Here is a 19,471-nt window from a genome sequence, read left to right as displayed (position 1 = left end):
ATAAAGGGTATTAGAATAGCAATCGCCTTATAATTGCTCTGATTGAACTTAGGATATTCTTGAACGTTCTCAACTCTAGGTTATACGGAATGGCTTTTAATGCCATTTTAAAGGAAGCATATTCTTTTCTCGATTCACGTAAGGCGAATGAAAGTGATACGTAATCACTCCCAATCTGTCTCCTTGCTATTCGGTTTAGTGTAGGCATACCTTTGCAGTAGGTTGAAACAATTTTTAACGCCTCAATCTTGCTGTCTGCTCGTCTAATAAAACCTTGGTTGCTAATGCTGTTTGGTTGAATTCTATAGCTATGCAGTATTTCGTTCAGAAAAATGAAATTATGATGACGCGCGAAGTGAATCCAGAATAGTCGGTCATCAGAATTTCGAAGTCGTTCATTAAATCGATCTTCGGGCCCAAGTGCAGACCGACGAATCACGACGCTTGATGTTCCAATGAAGTTAGCCCTAATAAGGCTAGGGAAAATTTCGGCGTTTTCAATCAAAGAAACATTTGATCGACTGTTAATTAGGCTCCAAAAGCTATCATAGCCATCTTTCAGAAAGTTTCCTTTAAGAACTTCGCCCTTTTCGTCAATTGACCTAAAGTTCGTAAACAGCAGGTCGCCTGAGGGAACAGAATTAAGAGCCGATATGGAAAGTTCAATTTTCTCTCGGTGCATCAAGTCATCTGAATCAAACATAAATATATACTCGCCATTGCTGGCGGCAATACCGACATTTCTGGGTTTTGAAGGACCCCCGCTGTTAGATTGTTCGATTAGCTGTATTCTCGAATCATCTATCGATCTGACGACGTTGGATGTTCTGTCTGTAGAGCCGTCGTTCACTACAACTATCTCAAAGTCCTGAAAGCTTTGTGAGAGAATAGAGTTAATACTTTCTTCTATATAATTTTCGGCATTGTAAGCAGGTATTATAACGGTAGCTTTAGGCATCTTTAGGGATTCCGGATTTTCTGAAAAAGCGTATGTTATTTGATAGGGTTTGGCGGATCCATTGAAGCTCTTCGTTGTTAAATAGGGTTCCACCAACAATTAATTGAATAACTGCAATTATTGGGGCAAAAATTGTCAACAGTGCTAATGAGGGGGTGGCGGTTGAGAAATAGAATTGTTCAGAGACCCAAAGTAGCGAAAGTGTGAGTATGGTAAACATTGAAATTCTGATTGCCAAATGTAAAAGTGGTAGCTCCATTTGTCGAGCAGTAAGGAGGGGAATGATAATTATTCGACCAATTAGATAAGGAAAAGATATTGCAATAGCGGCACCTGCAATGGAGTAATTCGGAATTAGAAGCCAGCATAAAATCAAACTTAGCACCGTTTCTCCCAGGGAAACCCAAGCGCTTAAGTTATGTTTATTGATAGTCATCAGCAAGCTGTGTAAAGGAGAACTGAAGTAAACAGTAAATCTACCTAATGCTAGAATAATTAAACAAATATAGGCTTGTCGACTGTCAAAACTTTCGCCCATCCACAGGAGAATAAAGTCTTCTCCGAGAAGTATGAAACCTGACAAAAAAACAGAACCAAGAAGAATGTCAATTTTCAGGAACGCGACAACGGATCGCCTTAGTTGTTTTACTTCATCCTTAGCGTAATGCTCAGTGAATATAGGACCAGTTATTCCTGTGGCTTGAGAAAGAAAAGTTAATGCGTATTCGGTAAGTCGGACGGAAACATAGTAAATTGTAACAGCGGTGCTTGAATGAAAAAAAGCGATAAACCAAATGTCCATTTTTCCTTTGATCATGGTGTTTATATCAAACAAGAACACCCACTTGCTGAAGTTGAAAACTTCTTTAAATGTGGACATGTCAATTAGCGATTTGCTAAATCGTATCTCCTTAAAAAGGCTAGTCGTGAACCAAATAAAGATTGATGTACTGACCAGTCCTGTGGCTAATGTTATCAATGCCATGGCGACTAAGCCATATCCGTTCGACAAAAATAAGAAGATTAGTAGTGCGTCTATCACGCTCTTGCATAATCTTACTATAGCTAGAAAATCGTATCGCATATAAGCGCTGACGATGCCTGGGAACGCCTTTGAAGGGAATTCCAGTGCAAATGCTAAGCCTGTTAAAATTAGTATGGTTTGAGCTAACGAAAGATTCTCCGAGCCATCCATAAGAGATTCGGCGCCGTAGCGTGCAGCAGCCATGGAAGCAAATAATACAACTATACCGAGTGCGGAATATATAACTAAGGCCGTGTTGATGATGCGATTCGCGCCGTCGGGGTTATTTTGATGGATAAATTTGGTCACGTATCGTGTTACAGCTTGCGAGAATCCCAGGTCTAGAAGGTAATACGTTCCAACTACGCTTCCAATTACAATCCACAGCCCATATAAGTCCTCGCCCAAAGTCCTAATCAGGAAGGGCATCATTAGAAAGCCAATGATGATTGTTCCTATTGTCTGAAACACTCGGAAACTTGAGCTTCTCGCTATCAGCTTAAATTTTGAGGTCACGTTTTTCTACCTTTCTTTTTTGATAGGAAGGCCAACGAGTTTGAGGACTTGATGTAGTCCTGTGCGCTTCTAATCAATTTCCAGTACCCTCTGGTCGCTATAATGCTATTTAACGGAGTTGTATTAGTACTAATGCTGGCCTTATAATCTGTTTTTTTCCCGGAACCAGCGAGTAAGTCGTAGCGTAAGTTTTCTCTTAGGGATTCTTCAATAGCATACCCAAGATGGATTGAGCCTAACGATATTTTTCTGAGGTAATCTTGAGCATAGCCAGTCTGGAAATTGTAGCGCCTCTTGTCCCATATGACGTCAAATAATGTAGAGACTGGTTCTCCATTGACGTTTATAACCTCGAAAATCGTTTCTCCGCCTTGGCTATCGAGCCGTTCTGAAAAATTTTCTAGAAACTTCATCGAGTTGTATGAGTAGCACGGACGACCCCATCGTTGAATATGAAAGTGGTTCAATAGAGAAAAGAAAGTGTTGATATCCTTCAGTGCATACCTAAAACGTTCTATTCTCCCTTGTTCATGCAGTCTTGATCTTCTATTGAAAAATGATAACCTCGTACTAGTGCTTAGATATGTCAGGTACTTTTCGAAATCCAAGTTATCGATGGAATAGCTGTTTTCGGATTTCGAAGTATATCTCCCCCATTGCTGAGACTCGGAAAGTGTTGCGATTTCCCGCTCACTATCCGATAGCTTCTCGATGTCAGGAAGGTAGAGTTGGTCCCATGAGAGCTTATTAAGCTCGGCTGCTAAAGCGCCAACACCGCCCGCTATCTGTACTAGGTGTGATACATCATTATACTCTGATCGAGGGGTGCTCAAAGGTCCACATCCGATGCCGACAAGACAAAGTGTCCTTGAGGGTATAGTTCTTTTGAAATGATGCTTAGTCCTATACAGCATTTCCAAAGCGTGATTGCGTCCGCCTAGATCAATCAGATCCGTCGCTATGTACTTTCCCCAAGTGTCTAGCCAAGCCTGTGCCCAAGCATTAGTGCGGAATACCGAAGAGGGGGATTGGCATTCTATAGCTGTCATTATTTGTTAATAGTTACATTATCGGGAGATCTAAATGTTTTTCTGTCAAAATGTTTGCAATAACACCTTTCCAGGTCATGAATCCATAACGCACAGGACTGTAAGTCGGGGGCTTTTGATTTTTTCATGGGATGTCGCTTTCGATGATTGGGGGTTCATAAAGTTTATTTCTTACCCTGTAAGTACCTTTAGAGCATTTCTCTTCAAAGCCGGATTCTTTATTCGGTGAATAAGATGGTTTTCTACGAGCGATACATGAGCCCACGTAATAAGGCCCGATGAAACGAAAACCAACGGAAACTTTAAATAGAAAGGTAGGGAAACCGTCATCACGAAGATTATATGCCACAGGTAAAACCAGATACTGTTTCTAGAAATAAAGGAAACTAACTCTTTCATCTTGGTGCGATCTGCGATCCATGTGAAAATTGGAGCCAGCAGCCAGAGCATGGTAGAGACTCCCACTGCGTATGAAAGGTAGTAGGCTGTTGGGGGGTATTTGTCCGTCTGAGTTTGTATGAAGTCCCCAGTGTTTATATATAAATATCCTGCATGAATTGAGAAATAAATAAACAATAGTATTGCTATGCTGATGAGCGATAAAACAGATAATGCTTGTATTCGTACGCCAAGTGCGAAGATGACAGCGTAAGGAACCATATAAAAAATAATCTCATTTCTGAAGAAATCTAGAGCAGAGGTTCCTGTAGTCCCTGTCAGATATACAGCTAGTTCGTATAGTACGTATAGCGTTAATAAAGAAGTCAAGTAAGCGAAATTTGACTTAATTTTTGTATTAATAAAAATAATAGTCGGGGCGACTAGCGCAACCAATATAAAAACCCTAATGATCCATACGTAACCTATGCCTGACATCAGGAAATAGCTGGACGCTATTGTGCCCATGTCAGGGAGTGGTCTAGGGAAGTCTAGTAGAGCGCATGCTGAGAACAGAGCAGTCAAGAATATCCAAACAGGGAATATTAGACGTTTCACTCGCTTCCAGATATATTCGAGATAAGCTTCCCTCCGGTGAAAAGCAGCGTACGTTATCCCAGAGATTAAGACCATGAGCGGAACATCGAAGTTTCGCGCTTGAAAGAGGTACCAAGGAGGACCACAATGAGCTAGAACGATCATTGTCAGTCCGACAAATCGAAGAAGGTCAATGCAATCATTTCGCTGGGGTGCGCAGCCGCCTATTTTTTCCATGGTAGTTGTTGAGCCTATTTTCGGGCTACTGTCACACTGTATTGAGCTTCAAGTGATTTGACAGTTCTAGCTAATTTGTAGGTGATGTTGTAACCTGACTCCCCAACGGAATGTCATGCTTCTTGATCAAGTCATAAAACGTCGGTCGGGTAATGCCGAGCAGCTTGGCCGCCGCCGATATATTGTTGTCGGTCATGGCGACCGCTCGGAGGATGGCGTGGCGTTCTGCTTCCTGGCGCACCTGGCGCAGGTTCAGTGAAAGATCTTCGCCGTCGGTCACCAGGCCCAGGTCATCGCGGGTGATGTGTTTGCCGTCGGCCATGATCACGGAGCGCTTGATTTTGTTTTCCATTTCCCGGATGTTTCCGGGCCAGCCGTAACACTCAATCGACTGAATGGCGTCAGGGGTGAAGCCTTTGATTTTCTGGTCGTGCTCTTTGGCGAACTTGAGCATAAAGTGGCGTGCCAACAGGACTTTGTCGCCTTGTCTGGCTCTGAGCGGGGGAATCTCTACGGTCATTTCGCAGATGCGGTAGTAGAGGTCTTCCCGGAAGGTGCCCTCTTTCACCATTTCCTGCAGGTTTTTGTTGGTCGCGCAAATCACCCTTACATCCACCGGAATTTCTTCGCGTCCGCCGACGCGCTCGATCACGCGCTCCTGCAGGAAGCGTAATAGCTTGGACTGCAGGTTGAGGGGCATGTCGCCGATCTCGTCCAGAAACAGCGTGCCTTCGTGGGCGGTTTCCACTTTGCCCAGGCTCTGTTTGCCGGCGCCGGTGAAGGCGCCTTTTTCGTGGCCGAACAGTTCGCTCTCTATCAGGTTTTCCGGCACGGCGGCGCAGTTTATGGCGATAAAGCGATTATTGCGCCGGGGGCTCAGCTGATGAATGGAGCGGGCCATGATTTCCTTGCCGGTGCCGCTTTCACCCAGCAGGGTGCAGGTGACGTTGGTGGGGGAAACCTTTTCCAGCATGCGGCAGATTTTGAGCATCTGGGGGTCATTGGTGACCAGGCCTTCCAGTGGGGTCTGGTGAAGGCGGGCGAGGCGGCGGTTTTCCTCTTCCAGCTCAAAGATGTTGAAGGCGCGCTGGACGATCAGGTCCAGCGTCTGCGGGTCCACCGGCTTTTCGTAGTAGTCGTAGGCGCCCATCGCCACTGCGCGGATGGCGTTGTCGTGATCGGTTTTCCCGGTCATGACGATAATCTTGGTGGTGGGGGACATGCGCAGAATGTCCTGAATGCACTTGAAGCCTTCGTCCACACCGTCCTGGTCGGGAGGCAGGCCGAGGTCCTGAATGACCACGGGTGACTCGTGCAACCGGAGGGCGGCGATGGCATCCTGCCGGTTCTCGGCAAATACCGTTTCGTAATCCTCGAAATGCCAACGCAGCTGGCTCTGAAGACCTCGGTCGTCCTCGATAATCAGCAGGGTGTGCTTGTTGTTCTTACTCATAATGCCTTAGCCTTTTTGCGGAGGTGTGTTCACTCCGTGGGGCCGCTCCCGGCGGTGGGCACCGAACCGGCCATGTTCGTTTTACTCTTGCGTGACCGGTAAGGTGACAGTCACGGTGGTTCCCTCGCCGACGGCGCTGATCACATTCAGTGTGCCGCTCAATTCATTAATATACTCGCGGGACAGGTAGACGCCAATCCCCATACCCTTGCCGGACTTGGTGGTTTCGAACGGCTTGAACAGGCGGTTGTGAATGAAATCCCAGTCCATACCACTACCGGTATCCTCAATGGCTATCACCGCTTCGTAATCATCGCACCGGAGGGTGACGTGAACCCGGCCGTCGTCCGGTGTCGCTTCAAGGGCGTTTTTGATGAAGTGGGTAAAGGTCATGACCAAGCGCACTTCGTCCGCCTCAATGTACCTTATATCGTCGCTGATTTCAGCCGTCAGCATGGGTTTTTGTCGCCAACATTCGGCGACGGCTTTTTTTACAATGTCGTTAATCGACAGGCGGGTGACCAGGTCTTTACCGTCGGTACGCAGCTTTTTGAGTAGGTTGTTCATCCGATCGACGGAGTTGCTGATGGTATGAATGGCGTCGTCGATGAACTCGGGTTTGTCCTTGTGTTTTTCCGCGTTTCGTACCACCAGTGCCTGCTGGGCAATCAGGTTGTTCAGGTCGTGAATGATGAAAGCCACGAGCTTGTTATAGGTGTCAAACTGGCGTCCCTCGGCGAGCTGTTCGGCCTGCTGGTGCCGTTTGAGGTAACTGGCCAGCTGGCGTCCCATGGTTTTCAGCAGGTCCAGGTCTTCCCAGGTCAGGGAGGCGTCCGCCACAGGCTTGGTCAAGGCCATAAAACCGATGAGTTCGTCACCGACAATAAAGGGGAACAGCAGCCACAGATCGGGAATGTTGTGCACCCAGGGTGGCAGGTATTCGTTGTATTGACTCAGGGCAAGGTTGTCGCCACTTTCGGGAAAGAAAACCCACTCGGATTGTAAAAAAGTCTGACAGAAAGGGCTGTCCACCGGCTCTTCCTGAAGGTCAATGTAGCTGGGCAGGCCACTTTGGTAGACCGGTTCATAAAAGCCCTGCTTGCGAATCCAGATGGCGCCGCCCGGGGTTTTGGTCACCGAGGCCACCGCAAAGAAAGCCCGTTCATTGGCTTCGCTGGTTTCCGCCGGCTGAGCCAGATAGTTGATCAGGCGCAACCATTCACTGCGGTAATCGTATTTGTGCCGGAACAGGTGTTTGTTGATCAACACCGACAACCGGGACCGGATGGTGGTGGAGATGAATATGGTGCTGATCAGCAACACCGCACCGATTAACACCAGGCTGTAGATGACGGTACCCCAGTTGCCGCCATACAGGCGTACGTAGTAGCCGCCCAGGGCGAGGATGGTGATCAGTACACCCACGGCAATCAGGGAGGTGGTGTAGAAGGCGATAGGCCGTGAAAGCGTAAAGTTGGCGGGGCGGTCGTTGCGCTGGAGCAGCAGCAGGCCGCCGAGGGCCATAAACAGACAGGTGGCAATGGAAACGGCGGCCCGGGATTGCCACAGCAGCGGATCAATCTGCTGGAAAATCAGAGCGTGGGTGAACAGATAGATGTCGTACAGAAACAGCGCGGCCAGGTTCATGCACAACAGTTTGATCTGCCGGTCATTGCCGGCGGCATAGCGGAATAGCTGCTCGACACTCACCAGCCCGATCACCGCCAGGGACAGGGTCAGCCATGCCTCCAATGAAAAGATCATTTCCAGCTGGGTGACGGACGCGATCAGGGCGAACAGGGTCACCGGCCAGCCGATCAGAAACAGAATTTTGAGGCTTCGGGGCAGGGCGCTGTTAGAGGCGCTGGCTTTCAGGGTCAGGTAGACCGAGAGCGTCCAGATGTTGTAGTGCAGACACTCGAAGAAAAACGTCCAGTGGGTGGCCGGCCAGGGTTGATTGATGCCGGCGACGATGACCAGCAGGTTCAGGGTGTGTACTGCCGCCGCGGGGGCGAATATGGCTGTCTTCTGTTCTTTGAAGAACTGATAGATGTACGTCAACGTCAGCAGCGCGGCGACGACGGCAGCGCTCAGGTACGCCATAAAGGTAACGTTGTCGTATTCCATCAGAATCAGATTCCTGCCTTCTTTATTCCTTGAGCATATCACAGTGCCTGTCTGGCACAGCAGGTGCCATTCTAAAGCGGAAAGCGGTGCCAGTTCCAGTTTGGTGCAAAGTTGGTGCGCACCGGGGCGGTGCATGCGCCATGTTGGTGCGAAGTGGCTGGTTGGCGCGCGACTCCCAATCGTAATTATTCCCTAAGTCTTTGAATAATAAGTTTTTTATCTTGTTGGCCTGCTCTATGCACTGTCCGGGGTCAGGCCGGCAATATCAGCTGTTTTTTTCAACTCACAATCCATAAAGACGGGGAAAGTGCAATGGAAGAAAATATTTTTCATTTGCAGTATGCGATCGACACGTTTTACTTTCTAGTATGTGGGGCACTGGTCATGTGGATGGCCGCGGGCTTCTCGATGCTGGAGGCGGGTCTGGTCCGTGCTAAAAACACCACAGAGATTCTGACCAAAAACGTCTCTCTGTTCGCCATCTCATGCATCATGTATCTGGTGTGTGGTTACGCCATTATGTACGACGGGGGAATTTTCCTCTCCGGTATCCAGAACGTGGATGTCGCCTCTACCCTGGGTGAGTTCTCCGAACGTGGTGACTTCACCGGTGGTTCCATCTATTCCGGCGCTTCTGACTTCTTCTTCCAGGTCGTGTTCGTGGCTACCGCCATGTCCATCGTCTCGGGTGCAGTTGCTGAGCGCATGAAGCTGTGGGCCTTCCTGGCTTTCGCCGTTGTCATGACCGGTTTCATCTACCCGATGGAAGGTTCCTGGACCTGGAACGGTGCCGACGTCTTTGGCATGTATAACCTGGGCGACCTGGGTTTCTCTGACTTCGCCGGTTCCGGTATTGTCCACATGGCCGGTGCGGCTGCGGCTCTGGCCGGTGTAATCCTGCTGGGCGCCCGTAAAGGCAAGTACGGCCCCAACGGTGAAGTGCGCGCCATTCCCGGTGCCAACCTGCCGCTGGCTACCCTGGGTATGTTCATCCTGTGGATGGGCTGGTTCGGCTTCAACGGTGGTTCTGTGCTGAAACTGGGCGATATTGCCAACGCCAACTCCGTTGCCATGGTGTTCCTGAACACCAACGCCGCGGCAGCAGCTGGTCTGGTGGCTGCGTTGATCCTGGGCCGCATCCTGTTCGGCAAGGCTGACCTGACCATGGCGCTGAACGGTGCTCTGGCCGGTCTGGTAGCGATCACCGCTGAGCCTTCTACCCCGAGCGCTCTGGGCGCCAGCATCATCGGTGCCATCGGCGGTATCATTGTGGTCTTCTCCATCGTGGGCCTGGACAAGCTGAAGATCGACGATCCGGTCGGTGCCATCTCCGTACACGGTGTGGTCGGCCTGTGGGGTCTGCTGGCGGTACCTTTCACCAACAGCGACGTCAGCTTCCTGGGACAGATTATCGGTGCACTGACCATCTTCGTCTGGGTATTCGTGACCAGCCTGATCGTCTGGGGTGTTCTCAAGGCGGTGATTGGCCTGCGGGTTTCCGAGGACGAGGAATACGAAGGTGTGGACCTGTCCGAATGTGGTATGGAAGCCTATCCGGAATTTGTCAGCAACAAGTAAAGACCGGCCGGGGGTGCTCTGCACCTCCGGCGTTCAAGCCACTTGCTTTTGAGTGGCGGGAGATGACCCAAACCGCTGTAACGTGTATCTTAGAGGCATAGGGCATTTCAACACCGTCACTTTAAAGTCGTTTAAGTAAGGAACTCACAATGAAACTGATCACTGCTGTAGTAAAACCGTTCAAATTGGACGACGTGCGCACCGCACTGTCCGAAGTAGGCGTTCAGGGCATGACGGTCACCGAGGTCAAAGGTTTTGGCCGCCAGAAAGGTCACACCGAGCTGTATCGGGGTGCCGAGTATGTGGTGGACTTCCTGCCCAAGGTAAAGGTAGAGCTGGCTGTTGACGACTCTCTGGTCGAACAGGCGGTGGAAGCCATTACCAAGGCCGCCCAGACTGGCAAAATCGGCGACGGTAAGATCTTTATCACGCCGCTGGAGGAAATCATCCGTATCCGTACCGGCGAAACCGGCCCGGACGCGATCTGATCCCGATTGCTCCAGTACCACCCAAAACCGGCGCCTCAGGGCGCCGGTTTTGTTTTATGGGGAGCGAACCGCTCAGTCCCGGGTTCGCGCCAGGATGGCATCCACTTCGGGCCTCAGTTGAGCCACATACTGCCGGTGGCGCAGCACCATGAAGATGGGCAGAACCACCATCATGATGATCCCCCCGGTCACCGGCCGTCCCAGCCCTAGCGCCGGTCCCGCCACCAGCGCGATAAACAGCGATACCGCGCAGATCCACACCAGGCTGATGATGTTGCCCCGCCAGTGGGTCAGTTTTCTCTCGGGCGCATAGGCGCGCTCGTGGGCCTGCTGCAGAATCGCCGCCTGCTCTTTTTCGGGCAGCTCAGCCAATTGGGGGAAGTGTTTACTCAGTAACCGAACGTTCATAACTGCTTCCGTTAGTGGTCGAAGGTGCGCCAGGGGCGCGCTCCATAGGGTGGTCTGTGGGACTATACGCCGGTTTCAACGGTGTCGATGTGTCGGAACGATCTGAGGACACCCGCCGGTAATAACCAAAATTTTACCCCGGTTCCCTGCTAAGGTAAAAAAAGCCTAAAAACACCACCAAAAACTCATGACGTCGTCGTTTTCTTGCGCTATAAATTACGCGAAAACGGGTCAAAATCGGCCACTCGAAAACGGTCGTTATGGCCTGGGTTGACGTGCAACTGGCGTGGTGGAGGTGTCACTATGGCAAGTCAATATCCCCTTAACGACAACGATGTGGATGATGTGCTCGAGGATGAAGACAGTGCCGACGATGAGGCGCTGGATGAGTCTGAAGTTGAGCTGTCGTATTCCGCTAAATCGGAAGCCCATGAGGACTTCAGTGTGGCCGCCCGCCAGCGGCTGCGCGATGAGTTGGCTCGCCAGGTGGAGGCCTTTCTGGCCCGGGGTGGGCACATCAGTGAAATTCCCTCTAGCCTGAACAATGCGCGGCCGAAGAAGCCGGTGTCGGATTATGGTGATCGGATGATGTGATGGGGTGGGTTACGGCGGATGCGCGCTTCGCGCTTATCCGCCCTACGCGAACTGCGGAGGTATGCGTAGGGCGGATAAGCGAAGCGCATCCGCCGTAACCCGACTCGGCAGCATCCGCCGTCCCCACCTTACGCCGCTACCCCGAAATCAACTATTCCGCGACTTGAAGGTCCGGATTGCCTCGTTAAACTCCGCCGCAAAATCCTCCAGCGCTGAAATCTCCTTCCGCTTCTCACCGCCACTCATGCGGGCACAGCCCAGGTACTCTTCCATGGCAGCGACGTAAGCTTTCACTTCGTTGTTGGCCTTGACCATCTGAGCGGTCTCTGCCGTCATCGGGTCCGGAATGGCCGGCTTGGCGTCCGGGGCGCTACATGCCTGAGCCAGGCCAGGCAGACTGAGGGTGGCTACCACACTGTAAAGAAGTAGTTGTTTTTTCATGACGCTTGTTCTCTCTGGCTTATGGTTTTTGGTGCGCTGTCCTACAGCTTGAAGCGGTTCACCAGGCTGGTGAGTTTTTCCGCGGTTTCCGCCAGGCTGCTGGTGTTGGAATTGATCCGGCTGGAGCTCTCCGCCGTGCTCAATGCAACCTGGGAAATACTGTCGATGTTGCCTTCAATCTGCTGTGTGGCCGAGCTCTGCTCTTCCGAGGCCACGGCCACCTGGTTGGTGCGGTCGCGAATCACGCTGACCAGCTCGGTAATATCCACCAGAGAGTTGGTGGCTTCACCGGCTTTCTCCACCGAGGCTTCTGCCTGGCTGGTACCCTCGGCCATCATTTCCACGGCTTCTTTGGCACCCACCTGCAGGCGCTCGATCATCTCCTGAATTTCGGTGGTGGAGCTCTGGGTGCGGGAGGCGAGGGTGCGCACTTCATCGGCTACCACCGCAAAGCCGCGACCCTGCTCGCCGGCGCGGGCGGCTTCGATGGCGGCATTCAGAGCCAGCAGGTTGGTCTGTTCGGCCACTCCGCGGATTACATCGAGGACAGAGCCGATGCTGACGGTTTCTTTGTTCAGGCGGTCGATCACTTCGGCGGCCCGGCGGATTTCCGAGGCCAGGTTCTCGATCTGGCGGGTGGTGGCATTCACCACCTGCTTGCCGTTGGCGGCGGACTGATCGGCCTGGTGCGCCTTCTCGGCGGTTTCGCTGACGCTCTCGGTTACGTCCTGCACCACATTGGCCATCTGCTTGATGGCCACCACCACCTGCTCGATTTCGGCTTGCTGGTTCTTGATGGCGTTTTCGTTTTCGTTGGACAGCTGGGACACCATGTGGGCGTTTTCGCTGACTTCCTGGGCGGTGTCGGCCACACTGGCGATGATGCTGTGCAGACGCTCCACAAAGGTGTTGAAGCAGGTGGCCAACTCGGCAATTTCATCACTGCCGCTGACCGGCAGGCGCCGGGTCAGGTCGCCCTCGCCTTCGGAGATATCACGCAGCGCCCGTACCACCTGATTGACCGGCTTGGTGATGCTTGCCTGAACCAGGTAGGCAATCGACGCGGCAATGATGCTGATCACAATGATGAGGATGACGGCATCGCCCACGGCCTCGCCGACCAGGTTGTCCAGCTCGCTCATGTCCACGCGGGCGGCAATAGTGCCGATCCGGTTGTCGCCATCCATGATGGATTCGGTCATGACGATATCGCCATCCAGCTCCAGCATGCCCGCCTGACGTGGGCTGCGGGGAATATCGCTGGGTAGCTGGTCACCGTCGGCATTGCGCACAAACCAGGCGAACGGCTCGCCATTGCTGTAGATCACGGCGTTCAGAATACGCTCGCTTTCGGTGAGTGCTTCCAGCGATGCCTTGACGGTGGTGCTGTCTCCGAAGCTGATGGCACCGATATTGGACGTGCCCAAGACCTGGGTCAGGGTGCGAGTGTCTTCAATAATCGTCTCTTCCGTGGTGGCAAGCCCGGCTCGGACGGTAACCACAGTCGTCACGATAACCGCCAGAATACAGGTCAGGGTGACACTCAGAAGGATTTTCCATTTCAGCGATAGATTGTTCACGATACCCTCATTTTTACTATTAATGGCCGACGCGTTGTTCCCGCTGATCCGGAAAGTGCTCCGTGGCGTATTTTCTTACATTTTGCCACAGTGGTTCCGATCAGACACGGAATGTTCTAGAAAAAATTGTGATAAAAATCCTGAGGTTCGCTGATTCGGAGCATAGCGAACCCCGTATCAGGCCAGAATTTGGGCTAATGGACCTGATGGCGGGGCGTCCTGCTTTAGGGTTAACGGCCGGAAATGATTACTCTTGAGAGCTTCTTTGTCGGCGCTGCTCGGTTGGGGGCACTTGCCTGACGTGGGTTGCGGGTGGTTCGGGGTTGCCCGACAGAGATTGGGAGCTGGATTCAAGCAGGCCCCCCAGAATACCCAAGGTGAAATCCAGCCCGGTGCGGTCGGCGTCGGTCACCTCAATGATCTGTTCACGCTCCAGGCTGGGGTAGGCCCCACACTGCTCGCCCAGCTGGCAGATGATGCCGTCGGCGTCGATATCGGAGCCCGCGACCACAGAGTAGCGGCCCGGGAGTACTCCGGTGATTTCGAAGGTGGCTTCTTCGTTGGTGGTGTCCGTGGGGAGGGCCACCGCCTGGTAGGCCGTGCCTTCGGCGTCGTCCTGATCAATCAGCAACACGTAGGTTCGCGTGAGCTGGCCGGTGGTTGAAACCGTGCCGACCTCCATGAAGACTGCCAACGTAAGTGTGCTGTCGCTGTCCACGGTGAACAGCACCCGACCCCGATAAAAGCCCGGGCTGTCTTCCAGGGACGCGCGGTCGACGCTGACCCGGTAACGGCCCAGGCCATTGGGCTCAACCTCAAAAGGCTCGACCGCCAGCCAGGGTACCTCGGTGTCAACGGTGATCGAGCCCGGCTCTCCCTCTCCCTCTGAGATCAATTCGACCAGCGTTTCCGACGTGGTACCCAGGTTGACCCGGGATGGCTGCACGTTCACCCGCGCGGGCCATTCGAAATCGCCATTAGCGATACCGAATGCGGTGCCCACAGCGCGCTCAGCGTCAATCTGGCCATAGCCCAGCTCATCGCTGCGCGTGCCATCCCCCGAGGTTAGCTCCCCCTGTTCCAGCAGTTGAGTAAATTCCGAGGCGGTCAACCCGGGGTATACGGCTTTCATCAAGGCCGCGACCCCGGCCACATGGGGTGCCGCCATGGAGGTGCCCTGGTAGGACAGGCTGTAACCGGGCTGAATGGCGCCCGTACCATCTCGCTCTGCACTGGTGCTGAGAATACCGTCGGGAATCGCATCACCGTTGGCGTCTTCCTGCAGATAGCCTCCCGGCGCGACCAGATCGAGCGTTGCGCCGAAATTGGAATAGGGCGCACGCCGCCCAGCGGCGGTGGTCGCACCCACAGAAATGACCGTGGGGTAGCTCGCGGGAAACAGCGGCTCGGAGGTGTTTTCATTACCGGAGGAGGCGACGATCACTATGCCCAGGGTTTCACTGATCTCCCGGAAGGTGTCGGCTTCGATCTGGGAGTTACCGGGGCCGCCCAGGCTGAGATTGATGATATCCGCCGGGCGTTCGGGCAGGGTGCCGCTGTCGTTTTCCAGCCCGGCGGCATACAGCACGCTCTGTAAAATGTCGTAGCTGGTGCCTCCGCCAACCCCCAGAGCGCGAAGGGGCATAATCTGCGCTCCCCAGGCAATCCCGGCACCGCCCCGGCCGTTGTCGCTGGCTGCCGCCACCGTACCGGCCACGTGTGTGCCGTGCCAACTGTCCGGGTTCAGGCCATCGCCATCGCCCGGATCGTTGGGGTCCGGATCAATACCTGGTTGGTTGTCGTTGGCGACCTCGTCGTCCCGGATAAAGTCATAGCCGTCGAGCAATTGCCCCTGCAGATCGGGGTGTTCGAGCAGCACGCCGCTATCCACCACCGCGACAATGGGTGGATCACCGCTGACCGGGGTCCCCGTGGTCAGATCCCAGGCGCGGGGCAGATTGATGGCGTCGTAATGCCACTGCAGGTTGTAGCGCGGGTCATTGGGAACGCGCTGGGCGTGGCGCAGGTAATTGGGTTCCGCCCGGGCGACGGCCGGATCCAGACGCCGGGCCTTGATGGACCGCAGGGTGGTGAGCTTCTGGTAGGCGGTGGGGTTGCGGAGGCTGAGGCTTGCCAGCGCGCTGCCCGGACGATAGGCGGCGCGTGCGCTAAACGGCGCGCTGTGTTCCAGTTGTACGCGCACCCGGTTAGCCGTGTTCAGGCGCTTCTGCCCGGTCTCGGCGGGTATCACCAGCATCTGTCCCGGCACAAAGTCGCCGCTTTGGGTCTGGCTCAGGTCGGTCTGTGGCGCGGTGCCCTCGGGGAGCAGGCGCAGTATGTACTTGGAGGTGCCCTGGGCCGCCGCGACTTTAATCAGGTAATCCCCGGTTTCGCCTATGGTCAGCTCCTCAAACTCTCCGGTACCGATAGAACTGCCGATCAGTTCCTCTGTGGCGGATGAAAACAGGTAAAGATCCAGATCGCCCTGATAGCGGGGCTCGTCACCCTCCACCGGGGCGTAATCCACCACCTGCAATTGGATCAGTTGACCTTCCTGCAGGCTGACCCGATAGTAATCCGCCGGGTTGGCGGTGTCGGCGAAGTGCGCTGGGAAGCGCGGATCAATGTCAGCCGGTTCGGCGGTGGCAAAGCCGGCCAGGGTGGTGCGGTTATTGATGAACTGGGGGGTGTCGAAGCTTGAATTGTCAGGAACTGGCAGTGGTTTTTGGGCGTCGTTTAACGTTTGATCAAACTGGTTCAGTGCGGTGGCGTTTAAGGTCCCGCTCACGGTATACACGTCTGGTTCGAAGCGGACATTGATAGTGCAGTCAGCCTGTACGTTGGCAACGGTATACTGGTCCTCTTCGAGACTGCCACCACAGCCGGAAATGCTGGCCAGCCGGTAATCCTCGGCAGGAAGCACGGCAAACTCGGTGACATCCTCAATGGTGACCATGGCTGACTCTGGAGACAGCGTGCCCAAACCGCTTATCTGGGTGCTGATCTGATAATCGCTGAGTTCAAAGCGGGCGCTGACGGTACAGTCACCTTGAACCGCATCGGTGGTGAAAATATCCCGGGTGCGCTCGCCGCCACAGCCGGTAATGCTCTGCAGCTCATAGCCCGGCTCCGGGGTGATGGTGAAGCTGGTGGTCTGGCCCTCCTCCACCTGGCGCTGGCTGGGCGTGATCTGCCCACCCGTATTGTTTTCCGCGCGCACTTCGTAAACCGTGGGCCCCGGATTGCCGCTGCAGGCGACCAGTGCCATTGTCAGGGCGAATGGCCAAGAGGCTCTGGTGATGACAGACATAGCGAATACCCAGCCGGTGGATCAGTCTTTAAAGGCTAGTATACGTCCGGGATGTGCGACAGGTTGTGCGGTGGGTGGCAAAATGGTGTGAAATGCGCCAGCGGAGCCACATAGGCAGGCGAAGGGTGCGGGCTTCGGCTCCGAGACGTCGGGCGGACCCGCCTTACGCTGTGGTAGGTTTGGGCCTGGTTACGGCGGATGCGGGCTTCGCCCTTATCCGCCCTACGCATACCTCCGCAGTTCGTGTAGGGCGGATCGGTCCGACGTCTCGGAGCCGAAGGCGCATCCGCCGTTAGCCCGTAGGTCGGATTAGCGCGCAGCGCGTAATCCGACAAACCGCCCCCGAGGCGAGGGCGAAGTACCTAAGATCTACTTCTTGAGACCTTTACCCGTGGCCGCCCACATCAGGCCGCCATAGATATGCTCCAGAAACAACCGGTCTCCATAGGTGGCGGGAATATGCCCCAGCGCGGTGTAGAAGGCGCGGCCGCCGTCATACTCGTGGTACCAGGCCATGGGCCGGAAATCCATGTCCTGGCTCTCTTTCTCGCCCCACTTGGCATAGGGATCATAGCTATCGCCATCCACGGACAGGATGTAGTTCAGCGTATCAATGCGCTCGGTGCCGAACTCATAGAACTCATCGGTCCACCAGAACTTGTCGGGCATGCGCTCCAGACCCGGGAACTTGCGGTCCAGCACTTCCAGTTCAGCGGTCTGGTTGCGGGGGTGAATGTGGAAGGTGCGGCCCACCATCTTGGTGTACCAGTCCCAGTCGTATTCGGTGTCCGAGGCGCTGTGGATACCCACGAAGCCTTTGCCGGACTGGATGAAGCGCTCCATGGCTCCCTGCTGTTCTTCGTTCAGGATATTGCCGGTGGTGAGCAAAAACAGGACGACGTCGTATTGTTCCAGGTTCTCGTCGTTGATCAGCTTGGCATCTTCGTGCCAGTCAACGGCGAACTCGTGCTTTTCGGCCATTTTGCGAATGGCGGCCACGCCTTCATTCACGGATTTGTGATGAAACCCGTCGGTCTTGGTGAACATCAGGACTTTGAATTGCGGGATGGACTGGGCCTGGACGCTGGTAAAGGTAAACAGCAGACCGAGTACGCAGGCGGCGGTAAACAGATACTTCTTGAGCATTGCCGTGGATCTCCGGGTGTTGGGTTATAGTTAGTGTGACGCTATTGTGCCTTGGGTTGATGAGTATTGGAAGGTTTGGGTTATGGCGGATGTGGCTGGGCGTGGTTACGGCGGATGCGCCTTCGGCTTATCCGCCCTACGCGAGCTGCCGTGGTATGCGTAGGGCGGATAAGCCGAAGGCGCATCCGCCGTAACCCACCGTCACAATAACCTCCGCAGGCACGCGTGGGGCGGATCGGTCCGACGTCTCGGAGGGCAAAGCCCGCATCCGCCGTAACCCAACTATTCCGCCTGCCGAAGCAGCGGCGTATCCAGCACCTTTGAGGGTTTACCCATCACCTCGTTCACCACCTCCAAAAACATCCCGGTGGTCACCGTGCGCTTCTCTATCAACACCCGCGTGACATCATCCAGGTTGCGCTCGCCGTCTGTCACACTCTGAATTTCCCGGTCCAGCTCATCGAGCAGCACCACCGCCCGGGCGCTGGTGGCGCCGGCCGAACGTTTCTTACGCAGGGTTTTCACTTCGCTACCCCAGTCGGCCAAACCTTCCATAATTCGCGTGCGTCGGGCTTCGGTCAGCGACCCGGCCCGATACAGCAGTTCCACCGCATAAAATTCCGCCAGCCCCTCGACCAACCAATCGCTTCTATCACGGCTGTCTATCCGGGTGACCACATGGATCAGCTCGTGAATGACCGTGCTGGTTCCGTTTTCGCTGACCATGGGCCGGTCGCCGTGGAGAAACAGGGCATTGGGGCCAGATAGGGCGCCGCGCCACATGGGGTCGCCGTGGCCGATGACCGCGAATTTGGGGGGCGCGGTTTGAAATGCCTGTTCGACCTCGGGCCAGACGTTGGTGATCAGGGTCACCACATCCATCCGCCGCAGGCTGCTGCCCTTTGGCGCACTGACCACCAACTCGGTCTCACCCAGCTTCTCCCGGCGGGTGCCCAGTTGTCCGGCAATCATCCAGCCAGTGGGCCGGTCGAAGCGCCGCTCGGGGTTGTCGATCCGAAACCGGCGTGCCCCCTCTTTATCCCAGCCGGTGGTGACGCTGGTCCAATGCTTCGGTAACGAAAATTCCAGCCAGGCCTCGGCGTAAACCTTACCTGCTGTCCGCACGCGGGCCGCCGGAATGATGTCGTCGCCCCGAAAGATGGCCCAGTTCTCGGTCATCAGAGAGTCGTACTCGCCCGGGTCGCGCTCGTGGGACACTTCTACGTGCAGGGTTAAACGGGCGTTGCGCTTGGGCGGCGTCCAGAGTGCGCGATCGTCTTCGATTTTCAGCTCGCCGTTGGCTTCCAGATTGGAATAGCGGCCGGAGCTGAGATCAAAATCCAGTAATTTCAGCAGGCCCCGGTGGTCGCTTTCAATCACCACCTCGGCGCGGTCGTGTTCGGGGTTCAGGGTGACGTGGTAATTGAGGGGGTAGGTCGGGTTCTCTGCGTGGGTGGCGAGAGACATCAAAAACGTTAAAATAACAAACAGTAATCGCATAGCGTCCGCCGGTGATTGGAAGCAAGTGACCCGTAGGTCGGATTAGCACGGCAGTTCGCGTAGGGCGGATAAGCGAAGCGCATCCGC

15 protein-coding genes are annotated in these 19,471 nt (G+C 54.3%); 3 read left to right on the top strand and 12 right to left on the bottom strand.

The features are described from left to right. Positions 1–10: 10 nt before the first annotated feature. From CMG77_RS05625 to prsK, 6 genes are all read right to left on the bottom strand, one after another. The gene (locus CMG77_RS05625; RefSeq protein ID WP_286804231.1) at positions 11–958 is read right to left on the bottom strand and encodes a glycosyltransferase family 2 protein; all 948 of its coding nucleotides are present in this window, start codon (positions 956–958) and stop codon (positions 11–13) included. Beyond that, the gene (locus tag CMG77_RS05620) at positions 951–2,411 is read right to left on the bottom strand and encodes an oligosaccharide flippase family protein (RefSeq protein ID WP_286903766.1); all 1,461 of its coding nucleotides are present in this window, start codon (positions 2,409–2,411) and stop codon (positions 951–953) included. The genes CMG77_RS05625 and CMG77_RS05620 overlap by 8 nt, the downstream gene beginning before the upstream one ends. 83 nt (positions 2,412–2,494) lie before the next feature. After that, on the bottom strand, positions 2,495–3,331 hold the full coding sequence (locus tag CMG77_RS05615; RefSeq protein ID WP_286804233.1) for a GNAT family N-acetyltransferase: 837 nt from the start codon (positions 3,329–3,331) through the stop codon (positions 2,495–2,497). A 387-nt stretch (positions 3,332–3,718) separates the two neighbouring features. After that, positions 3,719–4,759, bottom strand: a complete 1,041-nt coding sequence (locus tag CMG77_RS15795; protein ID WP_353743457.1) for an acyltransferase family protein — start codon at positions 4,757–4,759, stop codon at positions 3,719–3,721. 70 nt (positions 4,760–4,829) lie between these two features. Continuing rightward, positions 4,830–6,212 (bottom strand): PEP-CTERM-box response regulator transcription factor, encoded by a 1,383-nt coding sequence (prsR, locus tag CMG77_RS05610; protein ID WP_286804234.1) that lies wholly within the window; start codon positions 6,210–6,212, stop codon positions 4,830–4,832. 81 nt (positions 6,213–6,293) lie between these two features. Beyond that, positions 6,294–8,339: an XrtA/PEP-CTERM system histidine kinase PrsK gene (gene prsK / locus CMG77_RS05605; protein ID WP_286804235.1), complete on the bottom strand. Its 2,046-nt coding sequence runs from the start codon at positions 8,337–8,339 to the stop codon at positions 6,294–6,296. 312 nt (positions 8,340–8,651) lie between these two features. Between prsK and CMG77_RS05600 the strand changes: the two genes are divergently transcribed. Both CMG77_RS05600 and CMG77_RS05595 read left to right on the top strand, forming a co-directional pair. Next, the gene (locus tag CMG77_RS05600; RefSeq protein ID WP_286903743.1) at positions 8,652–9,917 is read left to right on the top strand and encodes an ammonium transporter AmtB; all 1,266 of its coding nucleotides are present in this window, start codon (positions 8,652–8,654) and stop codon (positions 9,915–9,917) included. Between the two features lie 149 nt (positions 9,918–10,066). Beyond that, positions 10,067–10,405 carry a P-II family nitrogen regulator gene (locus CMG77_RS05595; RefSeq protein ID WP_024461944.1) on the top strand — a complete coding sequence of 113 codons (339 nt, stop codon included), beginning with the start codon at positions 10,067–10,069 and terminating at the stop codon, positions 10,403–10,405. 72 nt (positions 10,406–10,477) lie between these two features. Here the strand turns inward: CMG77_RS05595 and CMG77_RS05590 are convergent, their stop codons facing one another. Continuing rightward, the gene (locus tag CMG77_RS05590) at positions 10,478–10,813 is read right to left on the bottom strand and encodes a hypothetical protein (RefSeq protein WP_286804236.1); all 336 of its coding nucleotides are present in this window, start codon (positions 10,811–10,813) and stop codon (positions 10,478–10,480) included. A 303-nt stretch (positions 10,814–11,116) separates the two neighbouring features. On the opposite strand from CMG77_RS05590, the gene CMG77_RS05585 reads away from it, so the two are divergent. Beyond that, the gene (locus tag CMG77_RS05585; protein ID WP_123639369.1) at positions 11,117–11,407 is read left to right on the top strand and encodes a hypothetical protein; all 291 of its coding nucleotides are present in this window, start codon (positions 11,117–11,119) and stop codon (positions 11,405–11,407) included. Between the two features lie 147 nt (positions 11,408–11,554). Here the strand turns inward: CMG77_RS05585 and CMG77_RS05580 are convergent, their stop codons facing one another. The 5 genes from CMG77_RS05580 to CMG77_RS05560 all read right to left on the bottom strand — a co-directional run bounded on the left by CMG77_RS05580 (position 11,555) and on the right by CMG77_RS05560 (position 19,384). Beyond that, positions 11,555–11,848 carry a hypothetical protein gene (locus CMG77_RS05580; protein WP_286903742.1) on the bottom strand — a complete coding sequence of 98 codons (294 nt, stop codon included), beginning with the start codon at positions 11,846–11,848 and terminating at the stop codon, positions 11,555–11,557. A 41-nt stretch (positions 11,849–11,889) separates the two neighbouring features. Continuing rightward, entirely contained in the window at positions 11,890–13,428 is a 1,539-nt protein-coding gene (locus CMG77_RS05575; RefSeq protein ID WP_286903741.1) for a methyl-accepting chemotaxis protein, read from the bottom strand. 247 nt (positions 13,429–13,675) lie between these two features. After that, the gene (locus CMG77_RS05570; RefSeq protein ID WP_286806763.1) at positions 13,676–16,738 is read right to left on the bottom strand and encodes a S8 family serine peptidase; all 3,063 of its coding nucleotides are present in this window, start codon (positions 16,736–16,738) and stop codon (positions 13,676–13,678) included. A gap of 369 nt (positions 16,739–17,107) precedes the next feature. Then, on the bottom strand, positions 17,108–17,884 hold the full coding sequence (locus CMG77_RS05565; protein ID WP_123639366.1) for a ThuA domain-containing protein: 777 nt from the start codon (positions 17,882–17,884) through the stop codon (positions 17,108–17,110). A 282-nt stretch (positions 17,885–18,166) separates the two neighbouring features. Then, complete coding sequence (locus CMG77_RS05560) at positions 18,167–19,384, bottom strand: M61 metallopeptidase family protein (RefSeq protein ID WP_286903740.1); 1,218 nt, start codon at positions 19,382–19,384, stop codon at positions 18,167–18,169. Between the last annotated feature and the right edge of the window lie 87 nt (positions 19,385–19,471).

It is taken from the genome of Marinimicrobium sp. (assembly GCF_002695945.1).
GTDB lineage: Bacteria > Pseudomonadota > Gammaproteobacteria > Pseudomonadales > Cellvibrionaceae > Marinimicrobium > Marinimicrobium koreense.
This window is presented reverse-complemented; position numbering and strand designations above follow the sequence as displayed.